Annotated in this window: 11 protein-coding genes; 5 read left to right on the top strand and 6 right to left on the bottom strand. The window is 57.8% G+C overall.

Annotated elements, in window-relative coordinates; genetic code table 11:
- Positions 1–36 precede the first annotated feature (36 nt).
- From AABO57_23350 to AABO57_23370, 5 genes are all read right to left on the bottom strand, one after another.
- The gene (locus tag AABO57_23350) at positions 37–3123 is read right to left on the bottom strand and encodes an efflux RND transporter permease subunit (GenBank protein MEK6288665.1); all 3087 of its coding nucleotides are present in this window, start codon (positions 3121–3123) and stop codon (positions 37–39) included.
- 289 nt (positions 3124–3412) lie between these two features.
- A complete protein-coding gene (locus AABO57_23355) occupies positions 3413–4642 on the bottom strand; it encodes an efflux RND transporter periplasmic adaptor subunit (GenBank protein ID MEK6288666.1) in 1230 nt (409 codons plus the stop codon).
- Positions 4639–5898, bottom strand: coding sequence for a TolC family protein (locus tag AABO57_23360; GenBank protein ID MEK6288667.1), 1260 nt, complete (start codon positions 5896–5898; stop codon positions 4639–4641). The genes AABO57_23355 and AABO57_23360 overlap by 4 nt, the downstream gene beginning before the upstream one ends.
- Before the next feature lie 435 nt (positions 5899–6333).
- Positions 6334–7725, bottom strand: a complete 1392-nt coding sequence (locus AABO57_23365) for an ATP-binding protein (GenBank protein ID MEK6288668.1) — start codon at positions 7723–7725, stop codon at positions 6334–6336.
- Positions 7718–8407, bottom strand: a complete 690-nt coding sequence (locus tag AABO57_23370) for a response regulator transcription factor (protein MEK6288669.1) — start codon at positions 8405–8407, stop codon at positions 7718–7720. The genes AABO57_23365 and AABO57_23370 overlap by 8 nt, the downstream gene beginning before the upstream one ends.
- Positions 8408–8805: 398 nt before the next feature.
- Here AABO57_23370 and AABO57_23375 point away from each other — a divergent pair, with 398 nt between their 5' ends.
- Entirely contained in the window at positions 8806–9684 is an 879-nt protein-coding gene (locus AABO57_23375) for a metallophosphoesterase (protein MEK6288670.1), read from the top strand.
- 39 nt (positions 9685–9723) lie between these two features.
- Positions 9724–10128, top strand: a complete 405-nt coding sequence (locus AABO57_23380; GenBank protein ID MEK6288671.1) for a hypothetical protein — start codon at positions 9724–9726, stop codon at positions 10126–10128.
- Positions 10129–10276: 148 nt separating this feature from the next.
- On the opposite strand, the gene AABO57_23385 is transcribed toward AABO57_23380, so the two are convergent.
- A complete protein-coding gene (locus AABO57_23385) occupies positions 10277–12475 on the bottom strand; it encodes a TonB-dependent receptor (GenBank protein MEK6288672.1) in 2199 nt (732 codons plus the stop codon).
- Between the two features lie 755 nt (positions 12476–13230).
- On the opposite strand from AABO57_23385, the gene AABO57_23390 reads away from it, so the two are divergent.
- From AABO57_23390 to AABO57_23400, 3 genes are all read left to right on the top strand, one after another.
- Entirely contained in the window at positions 13231–13935 is a 705-nt protein-coding gene (locus AABO57_23390; GenBank protein MEK6288673.1) for an ABC transporter ATP-binding protein, read from the top strand.
- A gap of 123 nt (positions 13936–14058) precedes the next feature.
- Entirely contained in the window at positions 14059–14973 is a 915-nt protein-coding gene (locus AABO57_23395; protein MEK6288674.1) for an SDR family oxidoreductase, read from the top strand.
- A 28-nt stretch (positions 14974–15001) separates the two neighbouring features.
- Positions 15002–17227, top strand: a complete 2226-nt coding sequence (locus tag AABO57_23400) for a DUF1800 domain-containing protein (protein ID MEK6288675.1) — start codon at positions 15002–15004, stop codon at positions 17225–17227.
- The last annotated feature ends 107 nt before the right edge of the window (positions 17228–17334 follow it).

Consider the following 17334-nt stretch of genomic DNA (forward strand, 5'->3'; position numbering starts at 1 on the left):
GGAGCGCAGGCATCCCTGCCTGCGCTCCCAGGCTCATCAATCGCTCTTTTCGACATGTGCCTTTCGCCGAGCGCCGTAGCGAAGGTAGAGCGCCGGCATCAAAAACAAATTCAGCAGCGTCGAGGTCACCAGGCCCCCCAGTATGACTACCGCCATCGGGTGCTCAATCTCGTGACCCGGGCGGTTTCCGCCAACGACGATCGGCAAAAGCGCAAGTCCCGTAGCGAGCGCGGTCATCAGGATCGGAGCGAGCCGCTCCTCCGAGCCGCGCATGACAAGCTCTCTGCCGAACGTCTCACCCTCTTCAAATTCAAGGTGCCGATAATGGCTTACCAGCATGATGCCGTTGCGCGCAGCTATCCCGAGCACGGTCACAAACCCGACAAGCGAACCCAAAGAAAGCACTCCGCCGGTGAGCAGCGTCGCAATCACGCCTCCGACTAAAGCAAAAGGAAGGCTCACAAACACGAGCCCAACCAAACGGGGCGAGCGAAAGTCGGCGTGCAGCAGCAGGAGTATACCGAGAAGCGAAAGACCCGAAAGAGCCAGGAGCCGGTTCCTCGATTCCTGCCGGGCAGCATATTCGCCGAGGAACTCAGGATGATACTCGCGGTCAAAAGAGAGAGCTTTGACCTTGGCCTCGATCTCGCGCGCGACGCTTCCCAGGTCGCGCCCTTTCACGTCGCAACTCACATCTATGCGCCGTGAAGCGCCCTCGCGCTGGATAACATTCGGGGACGGCGCAATGCGGATCTCGGCTACCTCGTCCAGCGGCACATCCCCGCCCGACGGCAGATTGATCCTCATCTGGCGCAGCGCCTCAATGTTGCCCCTTACCTGAGCGGCGCCCCATACGACGACATCGAAGATCTTCTGCTCCTCGTAGACCTCGCCCACCTTGGTGCTCTTAACCAGGGTGGTTGCCGCCCGCCGAACATCGCCCGGCGTTAAACCGGATCGAAGCGCCGCGTCAGGACGCAATCTGATCTCGAGTTGCGGCACAAGGACCTGGGGCTCGACTTTCAAATTGGTGACGCCTTGAATCTCGCTCATGGTCCTACCGACTTCGGCTGCTTTTTCGCGCAGTACTCCCAGTCCAGGCCCGTAGATGCGCACGACAATCGTCGCCCCCGCCCCGGTCAGCACCTCTTTGATCCGTTCCTTCAGATAAGTAAGCACGTCACGTTGAAGACCAGGATAGCCTTCGACTACTCCTTGAATCCGCGCGACCGTCGGCTCGTATGGCGAATCGGGGTCGATGCTTATCCAGAGCTCGGCGAAGTTCGGGCCGACCACTTCGTCGGCAACCTCTGCGCGCCCAATGTGCGAGCCGAAATTCCTCACTCCGGGAATGGCCCGAAGCTCTTTGCTCACCTGAACGGTGATCCGCTGCATGGCTTCGAGCGAGGTCCCTGGCTTTCCGACCCAGTGCATCAGAAAGTCGGTCTCTTTGAAGTCGGGCAGGAACTCTTCGCCAAGAAAAGGGACCGTCACTGCCGTGAGACCGAAGACGACCACCAGCACCACCGCAGCCCATCGCGGTCGGCCCACCATACGCGGCAGAAAGCTTTTGTAATACCGCTTAAGCAGGCGGGCGACCGGCGGGTCTTTGTGATCGGCCTTTGCAGCGCGGGGCAGCAGCAACAAAGAGAGCGCGGGAGTCAATGTGAGCGCTATGGCCAAAGAGGCCATCACAGCCAGGACATATGAAACCGCAAGCGGGCGGAAAAACGACCCTGCCAGTCCATCCAGAAAGAAGACCGGGAGGAACACGAGTACCACAATCAAAGTTGCGTAAACAATTGCGCTCCTAACTTCGATTGAGGCCTTCAGCACAACCTGAAAAGCAGTCTCCGGATTCACGGCTGAGCGGTTGAGCCGCAATCGACGCATGATGTTCTCGACATCTATGATCGCGTCGTCAACCACTTCGCCCAGCGCGATGACCAGACCTGCTATGACCATGGTGTTGATCGTGTAGCCCCGGTAGTGCAGGATCAGCGTTGCCGCGAGCAACGACAGCGGGATCGCCGTCAGGCTGATGAGAGCAGTTCGCCAGTCGTACAGGAACGCTACGAGAACTATCACCACCAGCACGCAGCCGATCATCAGCGCGCGGTTCAAATTCTTAAGCGCCAACTCGATGAAGGTCGCGGGTCGAAAGATCGTCGAGTCCACCTCGACATCCTTTAAGCCCGGTCTGAGCGCATCCAACGCACTCTCGACGTTGCGGGTGACATCGAGCGTGTTACCCTGCGGCTGCTTCTCAACTATCAACAGCAATCCCGGCCCGTCGTTGATGACCGCATCGCCAATCGGCGCAGGAAAGCCTTCGACAACAGTGGCCACGTTGCCTAGCTGAAGCGGCGACCCGTCGCGGAAGGCCACTGGAATTCTCGCGAGATCCTCCGCGCGAACGACCGCCGAGAGGTGGGTGATGGAAAAGCGTTGGTTGGGCGTGTCAATGAATCCGCCGGCGCCCGGAGAAACAGCATCGCGCGTCGTTCGCACCACATCATCGAGCGTCACGTTGTGGGCGCGCAGATTGTCTGGGTCAACCAGCACCTGAATCTGCCGGTCTCGCTGGCCCCAGATCGCCACATTGGCCACACCAGGTATCGCCATCAGTCGAGGTCGAATCGTCCATCGCGCAAGCGTCGTAAGCTCCATCTGCGACAGCGACGCCGACGACATGCCAATCTTCATCACGCGGCTGGTTGATGAAAGCGGCGAGAGAATCACTGGCGGGCGCGCGACCGCCGGCAGTTGCGCGGCGACGATTGAGAGGCGCTCCTGGACAAGCTGCCGGGCGCGCATCAGGTCCGTGCCTTCCTGAAAAATGAGAACAACGGATGAGAGCCCAAGCACGGATTTCGAGCGTAACGTCTTTAGCGACATTATGCCGTTCAGCGAGTTTTCAATCGGCGCGGAGACGAGGCTTTCAACTTCGGCGGTGGACAGACCCGGCGCTTCTGTTTGTATCTCGACTACGGGAGGCGCAAATTCCGGGAACACATCCAGAGGCGTTGTGCGCACTATCTGTATCCCGACAATCATCAAGACAACAGCAAGAGCTACGACAACGATGCGCAGGTGAAGCGAAGTAGATACGATCCAGTTCATCATAAAAAACGGTTCAGGGTTCAGGGTTCGTGGTTCAGGGTTCAGGGTTCAGGGTTCAGGGTTCAGGGTTCAGGGTTCAGGGTTTCGATTTGATGGTTGCTGTTCTCCGGTTCTATTGAGTCTCGTAACCACAAACCAGAAACCCTGAACCCTGAACCACGAACCACGAACCACGAACCACGAACCCTGAACCACGAACCCTGAACCACGAACCCTGAACCCTGAACCCTGAACCCTGAACCACGAACCCTGAACCCTGAACCCTGAACCCGGAACCCCGAACCGGGGTTCATTTGCCCCCGCTGAACTCCGTGCTGAACAGCTCCGCCGCGCCAGCTACAACGACCTTGGTTCCCGCTGCTGGGCCGTGAGCCAGGACTGCCAACGAGCCTGTGACATAGCGCACCTCGACGCGCCGGCGCACGTACTGTTGCGGCGCGATGTTTTCATAAACCCATTCTCCGCCGTGAACATCACGTATGACCGCCGAATACGGTACGGCCAGACTTTGTTCTGCGCCCACCAGCGTCAGAGTAACGCCGACTCTCTGACCCGGGCGATAGGGGCCAAGCGACGACAGCTTGTAGTAAAGATCAATCGTCGAGGCATTCGGGTTAGCGGTGGGAGGCGCGGCGATTGGCCTTGCCGAAAGTATCGGCGAGCCCGGCGAGTCGCCAAGATTATGGATCTTCGCTGCCTGTCGCCGGTCGATGGACCCGAGGTCTCCGACATAGACCGGAACGCGAACCCAGATTGAAGCCAGGCTTGCTATCTCAAACAACGGCGCTGAGCTCGCGACCTTCTGGCCCGTGCCCGCGTGCACCTTTTGAATCATCCCGTCTTCCGGTGCGATAACCGGAATCGAGATGTCCGCATCCATCGGTGTGCGGATTACGCGTGCCAGCTTTTCTCGCGCCGCCTTGAGTGCGTGTTCGGCGAGCGCGAGATCCTCTCGCGCCTGTTCAACCTGCTTGACGCTTCCTGCTTTATCGCGCAGGAGTTGCTCGGCGCGATCGAGCTTTACTTTTGCGGCATCGACCCGAGTTTGGGCATCGGTCAGTTCTTTCTCGGCCTGCGAACGCGCATCGCGCTCAGGTGGAAGCATCGGTAACAAACGAAACACTGCCATGCCCTTCTGCACCGTCATACCGGCGTCAGGCGCGGCGCCCAAAGCTCCGGCGAGGATGGTGCCTGCGACCGGAGCCGACACGATTCGGGTACTGTCAGGAGGCAGCACCACCTCACCGCCAAAGGTGCGCTCTCGTGTTGCGCTGGTGACTTCAACCGGCGCGGTGCTAATCCCCAATCGAGCTTCGGCTTCGGCGGTGAGCGTAACCGTAGCCAGATCGCCCTCTTTGACGGCGTTTTCAACCTTCGCTGGAGTCGCGGGCTTCTGAGCTTCGGCGGCCTTCTGTGTGGTGCAGCCTGCCGCGCTCATCAATATGACGAGGCCGGCAACTCGCAGGTCAAAGCGAACTCCACTGAAGTAAAGTGAGAGTGCGCCGTCGGAGATTTTCAATTGGTTTTCCTTCCTACGGCCCTCTGTAACTGGGCCGTTGCGCGCTGAATGGCGGCGCTCGCTTCTGCCTCTTGCAAGCGGGCGTCGTAAAGCCGGCGTGACGTTTCAAGGACGAAGAGATAGGCCACGTCCCCAGCAGCATAAGCTTTTTCTGATATGCGAATGTCTTCTTCGATTACCGGCAAGATCCGGCCGCGCCACGAGTCGAGTGCCTGCCGCGCTGCTTGAAGCTGGGTATAGGCTTCTTGCACTTCGAGGGCAATCCGGTCGCGCACGGCTACGTATTGGCGCGCCGCGCGCTCGATCTCAGCCTCAGCCCGCGTGATCCCACCCTTGTTGCGGTTGAGGAACGGAAGCTCAACCTGCACGCCGGGTCCGGCTTCGAAGCCCTTCGACCCTTTAGCATTGGCATCGAGAATCGCCGATATGGAAAAAATCTTCGAGCGTTCCCATTTCGCGCGCTTGCCCGCGGCTTCAATGGCGAGCTCCGCGGCCCGCAAGTCCGGACGCGCGGCAAGCGCCTGCTTTATCAGGTCGTTCACCTCTTGATCGTTGCGTTGCCGAGTTGAAGAAGCCGGGCCCGCGGCGATTACGCTCGGATTTCCGCCGGCCGGTGACGTGGAAGGTTGCGTGGAAGCAACAATGTCGAACGAGGCGTCGCCGGCCACCATGCCGAGCAGAAAACGGAGCCTGTCTTTTGCAATCTTCGCCTCGTTGCTTGATCGCGCCGCCTGTTCCTCGGCTTGTCTTGCGTCGAGACCAGCACTGCTGGTTTCGAGCTCGCTTATGTCCCCGGCGCGAAGCCTGGCCTGGACGATCTGAGCAATCTCAGTTCGCTGACGATGCGAGTCGGCTGCGATGCGCGTTCGATCATTTGCGAGGGCCGAATCAGCATAGGCGACTCTTACATCGCGCACCAGGTTGAGCCCTGTCTGAACGAGGCTTTCGGCTACGCGCTCGACCTCGACTTTCGCGGCGGCGACCCGGCGCGGTCTTTGCCAGAAAACCTCGAGCGGCAGGTTTGCGGTGAACTCGAGCTGCTTGGGCCCCCACGGCAGCAACAGCGTCAACATCGGATTGCGCAGTTGACCTGCTTCGACCAGATCCGCGCGCGCGAACCCAAGAGAGGTCAGGTCGGCTTGAAAGGCCGCGTTGTTCCACAGGGCGACGGCAACCGCCTCATCCTCCGAAAGTCCGTCGGCGAGTATTACTCCCGGTGGAACCGCGAATGCCGAAGACTGAGAGTTTGGATTCAAGCCGTGTCCGGTTCGATCTTCAATCCCTTTCGACACCTGGGTTGTGACTTTTGAAGATCGGCTGGAGCAACCGGCAAGAACAAGAATCAGGAAGGCCGATGTTACAACGATAAGCTTCGTCAAATTAGGGTCCCCTTACCCTGCGCGCGAATTGAGGGTTGTTCTGTGGTCCACGTGAAAGCCGTCAGGGAAACGATTCTATTGATCCGAAGATGAACAGAAGATTAATTGCAGCCAAAGCTGGAGGTTCCTGGTTCCTGGTTCCTGGTTTCTGGTTTCTGGTTTCTGGTTTGTGGTTACGAGACTCGACAGAAACCAGACAACAGCAACCATCAATCGAAAACCCGAAACCCGAAACCCCGAATGATAAACCCGGAACCACGAACCCCGAAGAGCAGGCAAGGATGCCTGCGCTCCCAGGCTGGCGCTCCGAGGCTATCTCGGCAACGACACGGTGAACTTGCTGCCGTGGCCGGGGCGGCTGGTCAAATCGATGGACCCCTTATGCGCCTCCGCAACCCATCTTGCAATGGCAAGGCCGAGTCCGCTTCCGCCATCTACACGCGAACGCGCCTTATCAACACGATAGAATCTCTCAAAAATGTGTGGAGCCGAATCGGCAGGAATGCCTATTCCGGTATCCGAAACGATGATCTTTACATTTGCCGCTTCAACGCCGAGCCTGACTGAAATAGAGCCGCCCGAGGGAGTGTACTTGATGGCGTTGTCGAGCAGGTTCAGAAGCATCCGCCTCACCAAGACTTCATCACCACGAAAAGCGATGTCCGGTGTGGGATCGAACGTCAAGGATACCCCATCGCGCACAGCCAAAACACTTGCAGATTTGCAGCATTCTTCTACCAGGTCATTCAAATAGAACTCTTCGATCTCCAACGGTCGTTCTTCAGCGTCTGCGCGAGCCAGCGCCAGCAAGTCGTCAACTATGCGCGATAGCCTCTTTGACTCGTCTTGAACAATCGCCAACGCCTCTTTGTACTCGATCGCATCCCTGTCCTGGGATAGTGCGACATCGGCTTCGCCTCTTATTATCGACAGCGGCGTGCGAAGCTCGTGAGAGGCGTCGGCGATAAACTCGCGCATGCTCTCGAACGAACGGTCGAGTCTTGCAAGCAAATCGTTGAACACGCGCGCCAGATGCCCAAGCTCGTCGCTCTTATTACCGACGCTCAAACGTTCGTGTAGATTTCTGGCGCTGATGCGCTCGGCTTGATTGGACATTGCCACGACCGGGGCGAGGCTCTTTTTCGCGAGTAAGAATCCGCCGATTCCCGCCACGAGTAAGCTTGCGGGAAAGGCGAGGTAAAAGATTCGCCTGATCGATTCAAGCTGCTCGACCAGGTCATGCAACGGTTCGGCTGTCACCACAAGATAGTCCTTGCCCCTCGCGCGCGCGGAGATCGCGGCTACTCGTGCGCCCTCTTCGCCGAAGCCTTGAACGGTCCGAAACGTGGGATGGCCGCCCGTCGCCGCGGGAGACAAAAGGTCCTTCGGAAGAGCGATCTGCTGATCTCCGTCAAAGCTCGACGCGAGGAGCTGCTCGCCATCAAATATCGCGACATAGATCCCCGGCAGACGGAGTTCAGTCAAAGCCTGCGCGGCGCCCGAGGAGGCGCCTTCTTCACTCTCCGCCTCCTCGCTGCGAAACTCGCCGGCGACTGCCTGCGCGGCACGCAACAGCGATTGGTCGAGCCGTTCATACAGGGTTTGAGATAACACCAGGTAGACGTATGCGCTGAAGCACAGAAGCAGCAATCCGAAGAGCAGCACATACCACAATGTCAGACGAACTCGGACGCTCTTAACCATTTTCGCTCTCCAGATCGGGCGAGAAGAAATAACCCTCACCGCGCCGGGTGTGGATCAGCGGCTTGCTGAAACCCTCGTCTATTTTTTTTCGAAGCCGCCCAACGTACACATCGATGACATTCGAAAACGCATCGAAGTTCTCGTCCCATACGTGGCCTGCTATCTCGGCCCGCCCGACCAGCTTGCCCACTCTAAGCACAAAAAACTCCAACAATGAGTATTCCTTCGCGGTCAGGCTTATCGCGCGCCCGGCGCGAGTCACTGTGTGACTTGCGGTGTTGACTGTCAGGTCGGCGACTTGAAGAGTCTCCGGTCTAATCTCCTGCGCTCTTCTGAGAAGCGCGCGAATTCGCGCCAGGAGTTCCTTAAAATCAAACGGCTTGCTCAAGTAGTCATCTGCTCCGCAATCCAGACCTGTCACGCGATCGTCAATCGCATCGCGGGCGGTCAAAATCAGCACAGGCCGTTTGTTACCTTGAGCGCGCAATTCTTTGCAAACCTGGAAGCCATCCTTAAGCGGAAGCATTACGTCGAGGATGATCAAATCGTATTCGGTGATGCTCGCCTTATACAGCGCCTCCTCGCCGTCGCCGGCAATGTCGACGGCATAGCCCTGCTCACGCGCGCCCTTCGCAATAAAGCGCGCCACTCGCGGCTCATCCTCTACAAGTAATAGTCTCACCCGCTTGGATCCAATTCCGTCCACACTAGAGTCCGACCCTATCCTACCTACAAACAAATTAGAGGAGGATGAACTCGCAGGCAAGCACGGCCAGGTCCGACCGATTCTTGGGGCATTAATGTTCTGTTCATCATCAGTCGGCTAGAATACTGATCTACCAGCATTGACCTCGAAAGGCAGGCAGCCGCTGAATCACTTGGAGGCGATGTATTTCGCGTGATAGTGAATTCAGGATGCTGAGCGCAGTCAGGTAATCGAATCTCTCAGGTTTCTTCCAACTTAGAATCGCATCGCCGGCCAAACTCACAGAGCGTGGCCGAGATTCGTTCGAAGCTAGCAACGCGGGGGCATCTGAAGGGCCGTCGTCAGACGATCTTGCGCCAACAAAGGATGTGTGAATGAACCAAAACAAAATCACTCGCCGGCAGGCGATACTTTCAATAGCAACGATTTCCGCGGGGGCGTTAATCAAGCCGTCCGCGGCCTTCTGTTCGCCGGTAGATGACAAGGTAAGATTTGCCGTCATCGGAGACTGGGGCACGGGCGATAAACATCAGATCGGGATCGCAAGGCAAATGTTTGCTTCTCACCAGCGTACGCGGTTCGATTTCGTCATTTCCGCGGGGGACAATGTTTACCCAAACGGCAGTGGGAAGTACTTCGATCGGAATTTTGAACAGCCGTTTGCCAACCTGCTCAAAGATCGCGTCAACTTCTACACTGTGCTCGGCAATCACGACGTCGACGCGGGACGTCAGGACCAGTGCCAGTACCCCTTGTTCAACATGGGCGGCCAGAACTACTACAAGATCGAGAGAGGAAACGGGTTGGCCGAGTTCTTCATGCTCGACTCCACAGATTTTGGCTTAACCCAGACGACCTGGCTGGAAAGCTCACTGAGTGCTTCGAAGGCCAAATGGAAGATCGCCGTCTTCCATCATCCGATTTATTCATCCGGTAAGCAGCACGGATCAGCCACCGGGTTGAGGAAGCGACTCGAGCCGTTGTTTACACGTTACCGCGTCAACGTTGGCTTCTCCGGGCACGATCACATCTACGAACGGACCAAACCGCAGCAAGGCATCCAATATTTCGTCTCGGGCGCGGGCGGGAAAGTCCGGCGTGGTGACGTCGATCGGGGAAGCGGCATCACCGCCGCGAGCTTTGACGACGACAACCACTTTATGGTGATCGAGATCGACGACAACCAGGTAAGCTTTCAGGCAATCAGCGAAGCTGGAGTCGTAGTTGATAACGGCTTGGTCAAACAAGCTTAAAGCACAAATACGAACCAAAGGGGAATCATGAGGACAAACTTGAAGATTTTGGTTGTACCGGTTCTTCTATTAGCCGCTGTCGGCGCGGCCCAGGTTAAGAACAATTCCGGCCGGATCAAGGATGCCCTGCCCGCAGGGATAAATCTCACCGAGGCGAAGCTCGTCGAGATTCGAGATGATGCCGGTCAGGTTGTTTTGAGCGGCACTTTCTCAAACTACGCGGCGCCCTTGTCGAGCAAAAACGCAGCCACAAAGGCAAAGGGTCTTGCGGAAATCGAGATCGAAAAATCGGGAACCGCCACCAAGCAGGAGAGCGAAGTCGCTGTAGAGAACCTTCCTGCGCTAGCGACCTTCAAGCTGATTGTCGATGGGAATGAGGTGGCCACCTTCACAACCAGCAAGGCTGGCAAGAGAGCCTTGAAGTATACTCGCAAGGATCAGTGATCCAGCAAGGTTATCGCAAACGTATTCGCTTGCTTGGTGCGGATAGGCAGCAAGTCTGAAACCCTCGAACAACGTTCGGTGATCTTAACGATCCGAGCCGCGATGCAAGTTGGCGCATCGCGGCTCGGATGAATCCACGGCAAGGCGACTAGAAAAACCTCAGCGTGTAAGTGAGCCTCACGCCGCGTCCGATTTCCGGGGCGAACTCCTTGATGAACGACAGATGGTTCCGGTAGAGCCGATCACCCAGGTTGAAGCCGCTCACCGAGATCGTCTGAGCGAGATGCTGCTGAGCGAACGTGTACGACGCATTCACGTTGAACACTGTATAGCCACCGGTTCGTGTCTCTGTGGGAAACAGTCGATCCTGGTCCTTTGACATCACAGCCTCGGGATTGAATCTGAAATCCTTGTATGTGAACTCCAGGCCGGCGCGGCCGCGCAGCGGCGGTATGCGAGGAAGAGGGGTGTTCGTGTCAGTCAGCTTTGCGTTGACGTAGTCAACTTCCGAGAGCAGCCAGATGTTGCGATGTAACCCTGCGTCCAGCCTTGCCTCGACACCCGTGTATCGAGCCTTTCCCTGGTCATAGTTGGCTACGATCAGACCGTCGTCTTCCTCTCCGGTTGGCGCCAGAAAGATAAAGTCTCTCAGGTGGTAATAGAAGTAGTTCAGCTCGGCTCGAAGCCTGCTGGTGGAATGCCTCAACGAAAGATCGATCCCATCGCCCCGCTCACGCTTCAGGTTAGGATCCCCTACTTCAAAAGTCGCGTTGCCCGGGTGTGGGCCGAGGTTATAAAGCTCTTCGAGCGCCGGCGCGCGATAGGAGTGGCTGTAGTTGACGACGAACGCTCCTCCTTTCCAGGTTGGAACGCGCATTCCGACTGCGCCCGAGAATCCGTTGAATGAGCGGTTGGGTGTCGGCCGTTCGAGGATCTGGTCGGGTTCATAGGCGTTGTGTTCGAATCGCCCGCCAAATTGAAACGACACTCGCTCGAAGTCCACCTTCTGAAGACCAAAGAGTGAGAAAGCATTCTGCTTTGTGGGAGGACCCAGCGATTCTTCGCCCACCGAAGTGTAATCCCGATGCAATCCCCAGAACCCGAAGCTTCCAGACCACCTGCCTGTCTTTCGCTCTTCGAACACGCCTCGATAGCTGAACGACTTGTTCTTGAACTCAGTGTTCACGACGTTTTCGATCGCCCCGATTTCCTGGTGCATGTAGTCATTGTATTGAAGCGAGAGCTGAGCAGTGTTGATGAACGAATCCAGGTCGCGGAGACCGCCGTTGAAACGAATGCTATGGCGTCGCGGGTTGAGAAGAACTATTTCGGGATTTTCCTCTGATGGGTCGAACGGAATGCCATAGCGCTTTCGGTCAAAGGTGTAGTCAAAGCTGAAAAACTGTTTTCCGGGGTAGTAACCGAAGCCGCCTGAACCCGCCCCTTCCCTGGTGTAGGAGTTAGGAATCCTTCCGATAGGCGTGTCGTAGTCGCCCGCGCGCTGACCGCTTCCGCTGCCCCAGAAGAGCCAGTTCTTGGTGCCGTACTCGAGGCCGCCGCCCCCGCCGCCCTGCCAGTTGTTAGTGCTGCCAAGGGCAGAAAAAGAGCCTCGCAAGCCTTCGTGAGCATGTTGGTGTCCGGTTATCGCGTTAACCACGCCGCCAATTGCGCTGCTGCCGTATAGCAGCGTCGCCGGCCCCTTGACCACTTCGAGCTTCTCGAGGTTCAGAAGATCGATTGGTTCGCCGTGATCTCCCGACTGAAACCCAAGCGAGCCGATCCGATTCCCATCCTGCAGCACAAGGACACGGTCGCCGTCAAAACCTCGGACTACGGGACGCGAGGTTCCGGGTCCAAACGTGCGCTTTGCGACACCGAGCTCGTGATCGAGCACGTCGCCCAGCGATTGAGTGTTCTTCTCTAAAATCTCGACGGAGGTAAGCGATGTGACCGACTGAATGGAGTTGAACGATGTCTCTTCTCCGCCGCTCGCGCTAACGGTAATCTGTTCGCCGACGACTCGAAGCCGCATCTGGAAGTCGGCAGTGGCGGTCGCGCCGTCAGCCACTTGCACTGTCTGCACGACATCGGGAACCCGGTCCAGATGAGCAACAACACTGTAGCTTCCGGGTGGAACATTCTGAAATTCGTAAGCGCCATCGTCATTCGTTTCGACGGAACGCCTTAGTTGAAGAATGCTCACTATCACGCCGTGGACTGGCTTTCCAGACGTTTCGAGCGTAACCGTACCCTTCAGCGTACCGCCGGCCCCCTCGCCAAGCACGGAAGCCGAAAGGCTGCTAACACAAAACGCTAACATTAGTGCGAACACGATAAGTCGTTTCATTGGAAGTCTCCTTGCTAGTGAAGCAGAACGAACGCCGGCTCGATAACCAAAACGTTAAGCCGGCAAACATCCGTGCCCTAAATCAGCGCTGCACATATTGCTGGCAACGCTACGCGCGTGGAGCTTCTGCCGAGCTCGTTCGCAGCGACCGATGCGAGCCTGCCGAGCGCGCGGCTTAGGGCCGGTATGAATCGTGAGTCACCAGGTCAGAGGAGGGGCGCGGCTGGAGAGGATAAGGCAGGGGCGGCTCAGACGCGGCGATGCCAGAAGAATCTCGCGAACCAACGCCTGAAGAGGTATCACAACTACTACGGAGTGCGGACGGTCAGTTGATTGAAAGCTGCGTTGAATCCTGCACGAGAGGCAGTTCGAATCATTACTCGAAGTTGGCGTGCTGCTCGAGTCGCCGTCTTCACCGGTAATCCTGACGGTGGCCAGCGCCACCCGGTCGCGCGCGCGGTCGTGACGATGTGTCACGCAAACGAACAATGCGTGCGCAAGGAGGCAAAGCAAGGCAAGCGAAATAACTCGCGCCTTAGACCTTCTCTTGAGCTTGCCAGGCTTTTTCAACGCTTAATTCTCTCCGAATGATTCGAGACTTCAATTTAACTACGCGACGCTTACGGTGTCAACGATGCTACTCTGAACCGCTTGTGGCCGGATACGCGTGGTTGCCTTGTCTCGTTACGCCAAACGCCCTATAGTCACTCGGCGTTTAAGCCTCGCAAGAGGAGATTGATTTGACGGACAAGTCGTTGCTCGAACTGAAAGACGTAACCGCTGGCTACGGCGACGTTCAGGTTTTGTGGGGCGTAACGTTCGCGGTTCGAGAAGGTGAGATTGCAACGCTGGTCGGCGCTAACGGCGCCGGAAAGACAACCACGCTGAAGACGATTTCGGGCGTGGTGCGCGCCTCCGGCGGACAGGTTGTTTTTGACGGCGAGCGCATCGACCGGCTTCCTTCGCACGTGATCGCCGCGCGCGGCATCGCTCACGTTCCGGAAGGGCGCAGGCTCTTTCCGTTGATGAGCGTCAGAGAGAACCTGGAGCTTGGAGCGATCGGCCGCGAAGCTCGCCGGCTGCGCCAGGGTTCATTCGAGCGCGTCTTCGCACTGTTCCCGAACATACGGGACCGCGAGGGTCAGATGGCCGGCACGCTTTCGGGCGGCGAACAGCAGATGGTGGCCATCGCTCGCGGACTGATGGCGCGCCCGCGCCTTTTGATACTGGACGAACCAAGTCTTGGTCTGGCGCCCATCATCGTGCGAGAGATGTTCGACATCGTCCAGACGATCAATCGTGAAGGCATCACCGTTCTGTTGGTCGAGCAGAATGTCCAGCAGAGTTTGAAGCTGGCCGATCGAGCCTACGTGCTCGAGAACGGCCGCGTGGTGCTTGAAGGAGCAGGCAGCGAGCTGCTCAACGACCAGCGTGTTCGCGAGGCTTACCTCGGAGCATAGATTGACTACTTCTTATGACTTAGTCTCGATGAAATACTTTTCAAGGAAAAACTTGTCCGTGAAGTAGCGGCTCCGCCAGTTTGGATTCACGCGATCGAGCAAGCATATGCGACCGACGCAACGATGAAGGAAGACACAATGCCGGGACAGATTCTGGTAATCGGAGCGACCGGCTCTGTAGGCAGCGAGATGGTCAGACTACTCTGCCGCAAGGGCGAGAGCGTGCGAGCGGCAAGCAGAGAACCGGCGGCGCGGCCTCGATCAGACGGCCCGGTATCGTGTGTCGAATTCGACTTCGAGCGGCCGGAAACCTTTGCCCCAGCCCTCGACGGCGTCGATCGAGTGTTTCTCATTGCGCGGCCGGGAGACGACCACACAGACCGCGTCGCCTTCCCTGTCATCGACGAGATAAAGCGACAACGCGTCCGTCACGTCGTCAACCTATCGGCGATGGGTGTCGAAACTCGCGATGACATGGCGCTGAGGAAAGTCGAGCGGTACCTGGAAGATTCCGGGGTTGGCTTCACACATCTGCGCCCAAACTTTTTCATGCAGATCTTCAGCGCGGGCCCGCTGCTGATGGATATTCGCTCGACTGGTGCGTTTCATATTCCGGCCGCTGACGCGAAGCTCTCATACATCGATGTGCGCGACATTGCGGCGGCAGCCACCGCGGCGCTGACCGAGCCAGGTCACGTGGGCAAGGCCTACACGCTCACAGGAGCGCAAGCCCTCGATCACTATGAGATCGCGGGAGCCATCTCCGGCGCGACAGGTAAGACAATTCAGTACATCCCCATCAGCGAAGACGCCGCTCGAAAAGCCATCGAAGCTGCGGGTCTTTCACTGGAGCGAGCCACACGGTTGATCGGCTTATACAGGCTTGTCCGCCAGGGATTCTGCGAGCCGGTTTCCCCCGACATTCAGACGGTTCTCGGCCGGCCACCCACATCCTTCGCGCAATTTGCCAGAGGGGCAAGCACCATAGATCAGACTAAAGTCTGCGCCACGATTGAGACCATCCCGGCTTTGAGATAAGATTGCGCCTCAAAGGAGTACCTTCCCTATGCGGTTCAAGATTCATCTGTTTCTCCCTCTGTTCATTGCCGCGGTACTGATTGCGCCAATCATTTCAACGACTCGCGCCGCCGGGCAAGCCCCGCAAGCACCCGCGCAGCCGTTCGAGCCGTTCGTCAATCGGATTCGTGACGGACTCAAGCTGAACGAAGAACAAGTCACAGAGCTGAGAAAGGTCCTGGTCAAGCACGCGCCGAAGCTGCTCGATCTTCGCAACCGCGCGCAGGCGAACCCTTATGCGCCGGGGCTTCAAACCGAAATTGATAAGGAACAGAAGGCGATCCGGGAAGAGCTCACCACACTCCTCGACGAAGATCAAAAAGGTAAGCTTGCAAGCTTCGACACGCGACTGCCGGTGCCGATGGGGCCACCTTTCGTCTTGATCAACGTCCTTCCGCGCGTCCGTATAGAGGCGGGGACAATCAAGCTCGCAAGCACCGAACGACTGATCTCGACTCCCAGCCCAACGGCGAAGGGTCGCTCCGCTCGATTGACTGAAGACCAGAAGCTGCTTCACCTGCTCAATCGCATCACATTCGGTCCGCTCCCCGGAGACGTCGCTCGAGTTAAGCAAGCCGGCATCGAGCGATTTATCGAACAGCAGTTGCACCCCGAGACGATTGACGATTCCGACCTCGAGAAACGATTGGAGGTGTTGCCGACCCAGCGAATGACGTCGGCTGAGCTTTATCAGTTCTATCCGCCTCCACAGGTGGCGGAGCAGCGCGCGAACGACAAGAACGCGCCGCCGATCTTTGGCCGCCCGCAACAGGTCATCGGCGAGCTTGTTCAGCAAAAGCTCGTGCGCGCCGTGTCCAGCAACCGGCAGTTGCAAGAGGTGCTGACGGATTTCTGGTTCAACCACTTCAACGTATTCGCTCAGAAGGAAGCCGATCAATGGTTCGTAACCAGCTACGAGCGCGAGGTGATTCGCCCGCGCGCGCTCGGCAAGTTCCGCGACTTGTTGCTTGCGACTGCCGAGAGCCCGGCGATGTTGTACTACCTGGACAATTGGCTGTCGGCTTCGCCTGATTCCAAACAGCCGCGACCGCCCCGGCCTCAAAACGGGCAGCCGCCAAGACCCGCTCCTGCGGCCAATCCCAAGCCACCTGAAGCCGGGGGGCCCGCGCCCGATCAGAACACCTCGATGATCGCCAAGAAAGAAAGCGATCCTCAATCCTCAATCCTCAATCCCCAATCGCCTCCTCCTCCCAGACCAGCCCCACGCAAGCCAGGCATAAACGAGAACTACGCTCGCGAGCTGATGGAGCTACACACGCTGGGCGTCGATGGCGGCTACACGCAGAAGGACGTGCAAGAGGTCGCGCGTTGCTTCACGGGCTGGACCATCGATCGTCCGTTTCAGGGCGGCGGCTTCGTGTTCCGCCCGTGGATGCACGATGACGGCGCAAAGACCGTGCTGGGCGTCACGATGCCGGCAGGCGGCGGGATCGCGGACGGCCGCCGAGTGATCGACATTCTATCGAGGCATCCTTCAACGGCACGCTTCATCTCGAAAAGACTCTGCCAGCGATTTGTTTCCGACGATCCACCCGCGCAACTGGTCGAACGCGTCTCGCAAGTGTTTCAGAAAACCGACGGCGACATCCGCGAAGTCATTCGCGCAATCTTGACCTCGCCGGAATTCAACTCGACGGTTGCGTTTCGCGCCAAGATCAAGTCGCCGCTCGAACTGGCCGCGTCTGCAATTCGCGCTCTGGACGGGGACACCAACGGCGCTCCCGCGCTGCACGATTGGATTCGCAGAATGGGCGAGCCCCTTTATCAGTTCGCATTCCCGACCGGCTACGGCGAGACCTCGGCGAAATGGGTAAACACCGGTGTGTTCTTCAACAGGATCAACTACGCGGTGGCGCTGGCGAGCAATCAGATCAACGGAACGAACTATGATCCGCTTCGGCTTGTTTCGACTGAGGCCGTTGGGAATTTGAATGAGCTGACCAATCAATTGTCTGCGCTGATCGTTCACACAGAGTTGTCGCCGGAAAGCTTGGGCGCAGTTCGCGCGGGCCTGGCCGAGCAGGGTTCGCCGGTTACTGCGGCAAGTGCCGCGCGTCCGGCGATGAACGCCGGAGAGAGAGCCGAGATGCTTCCAGTGAAAGCGGCTTCCACGTCCGATGCCAACACTGAGCGCCGCCGGATAGCTCAAGTGATCGGCTTGCTGATGGGCGCCTCGGAGTTTCAAAGACGGTGAGTTTCGCGCAAAGCTCGCAAAGACTCGCAAAGCTTGGCGCTCATTGGGCGAGAGTTGGGTCTTTGGGCGGAACGGAGGGATAATCCAACCACAAATCCCAAAAAAAA

The sequence above is a fragment of the Acidobacteriota bacterium genome, from assembly GCA_038040445.1.
In the GTDB taxonomy this organism is placed as follows: domain Bacteria; phylum Acidobacteriota; class Blastocatellia; order UBA7656; family UBA7656; genus Onstottus_A; species Onstottus_A frigus.

What these genes read in the sequence shown, in the direction of transcription:
- AABO57_23350 (MEK6288665.1), bottom strand. Translation starts at nt 3,123, where the DNA reads ATGAACTGGATCGTATCTACTTCGCTTCACCTGCGCATCGTTGTCGTA.
- AABO57_23365 (MEK6288668.1), bottom strand. Translation starts at nt 7,725, where the DNA reads ATGGTTAAGAGCGTCCGAGTTCGTCTGACATTGTGGTATGTGCTGCTC.
- AABO57_23375 (MEK6288670.1), top strand. Translation starts at nt 8,806, where the DNA reads ATGAACCAAAACAAAATCACTCGCCGGCAGGCGATACTTTCAATAGCA.
- AABO57_23385 (MEK6288672.1), bottom strand. Translation starts at nt 12,475, where the DNA reads ATGAAACGACTTATCGTGTTCGCACTAATGTTAGCGTTTTGTGTTAGC.
- AABO57_23395 (MEK6288674.1), top strand. Translation starts at nt 14,059, where the DNA reads ATGAAGGAAGACACAATGCCGGGACAGATTCTGGTAATCGGAGCGACC.
- AABO57_23400 (MEK6288675.1), top strand. Translation starts at nt 15,002, where the DNA reads ATGCGGTTCAAGATTCATCTGTTTCTCCCTCTGTTCATTGCCGCGGTA.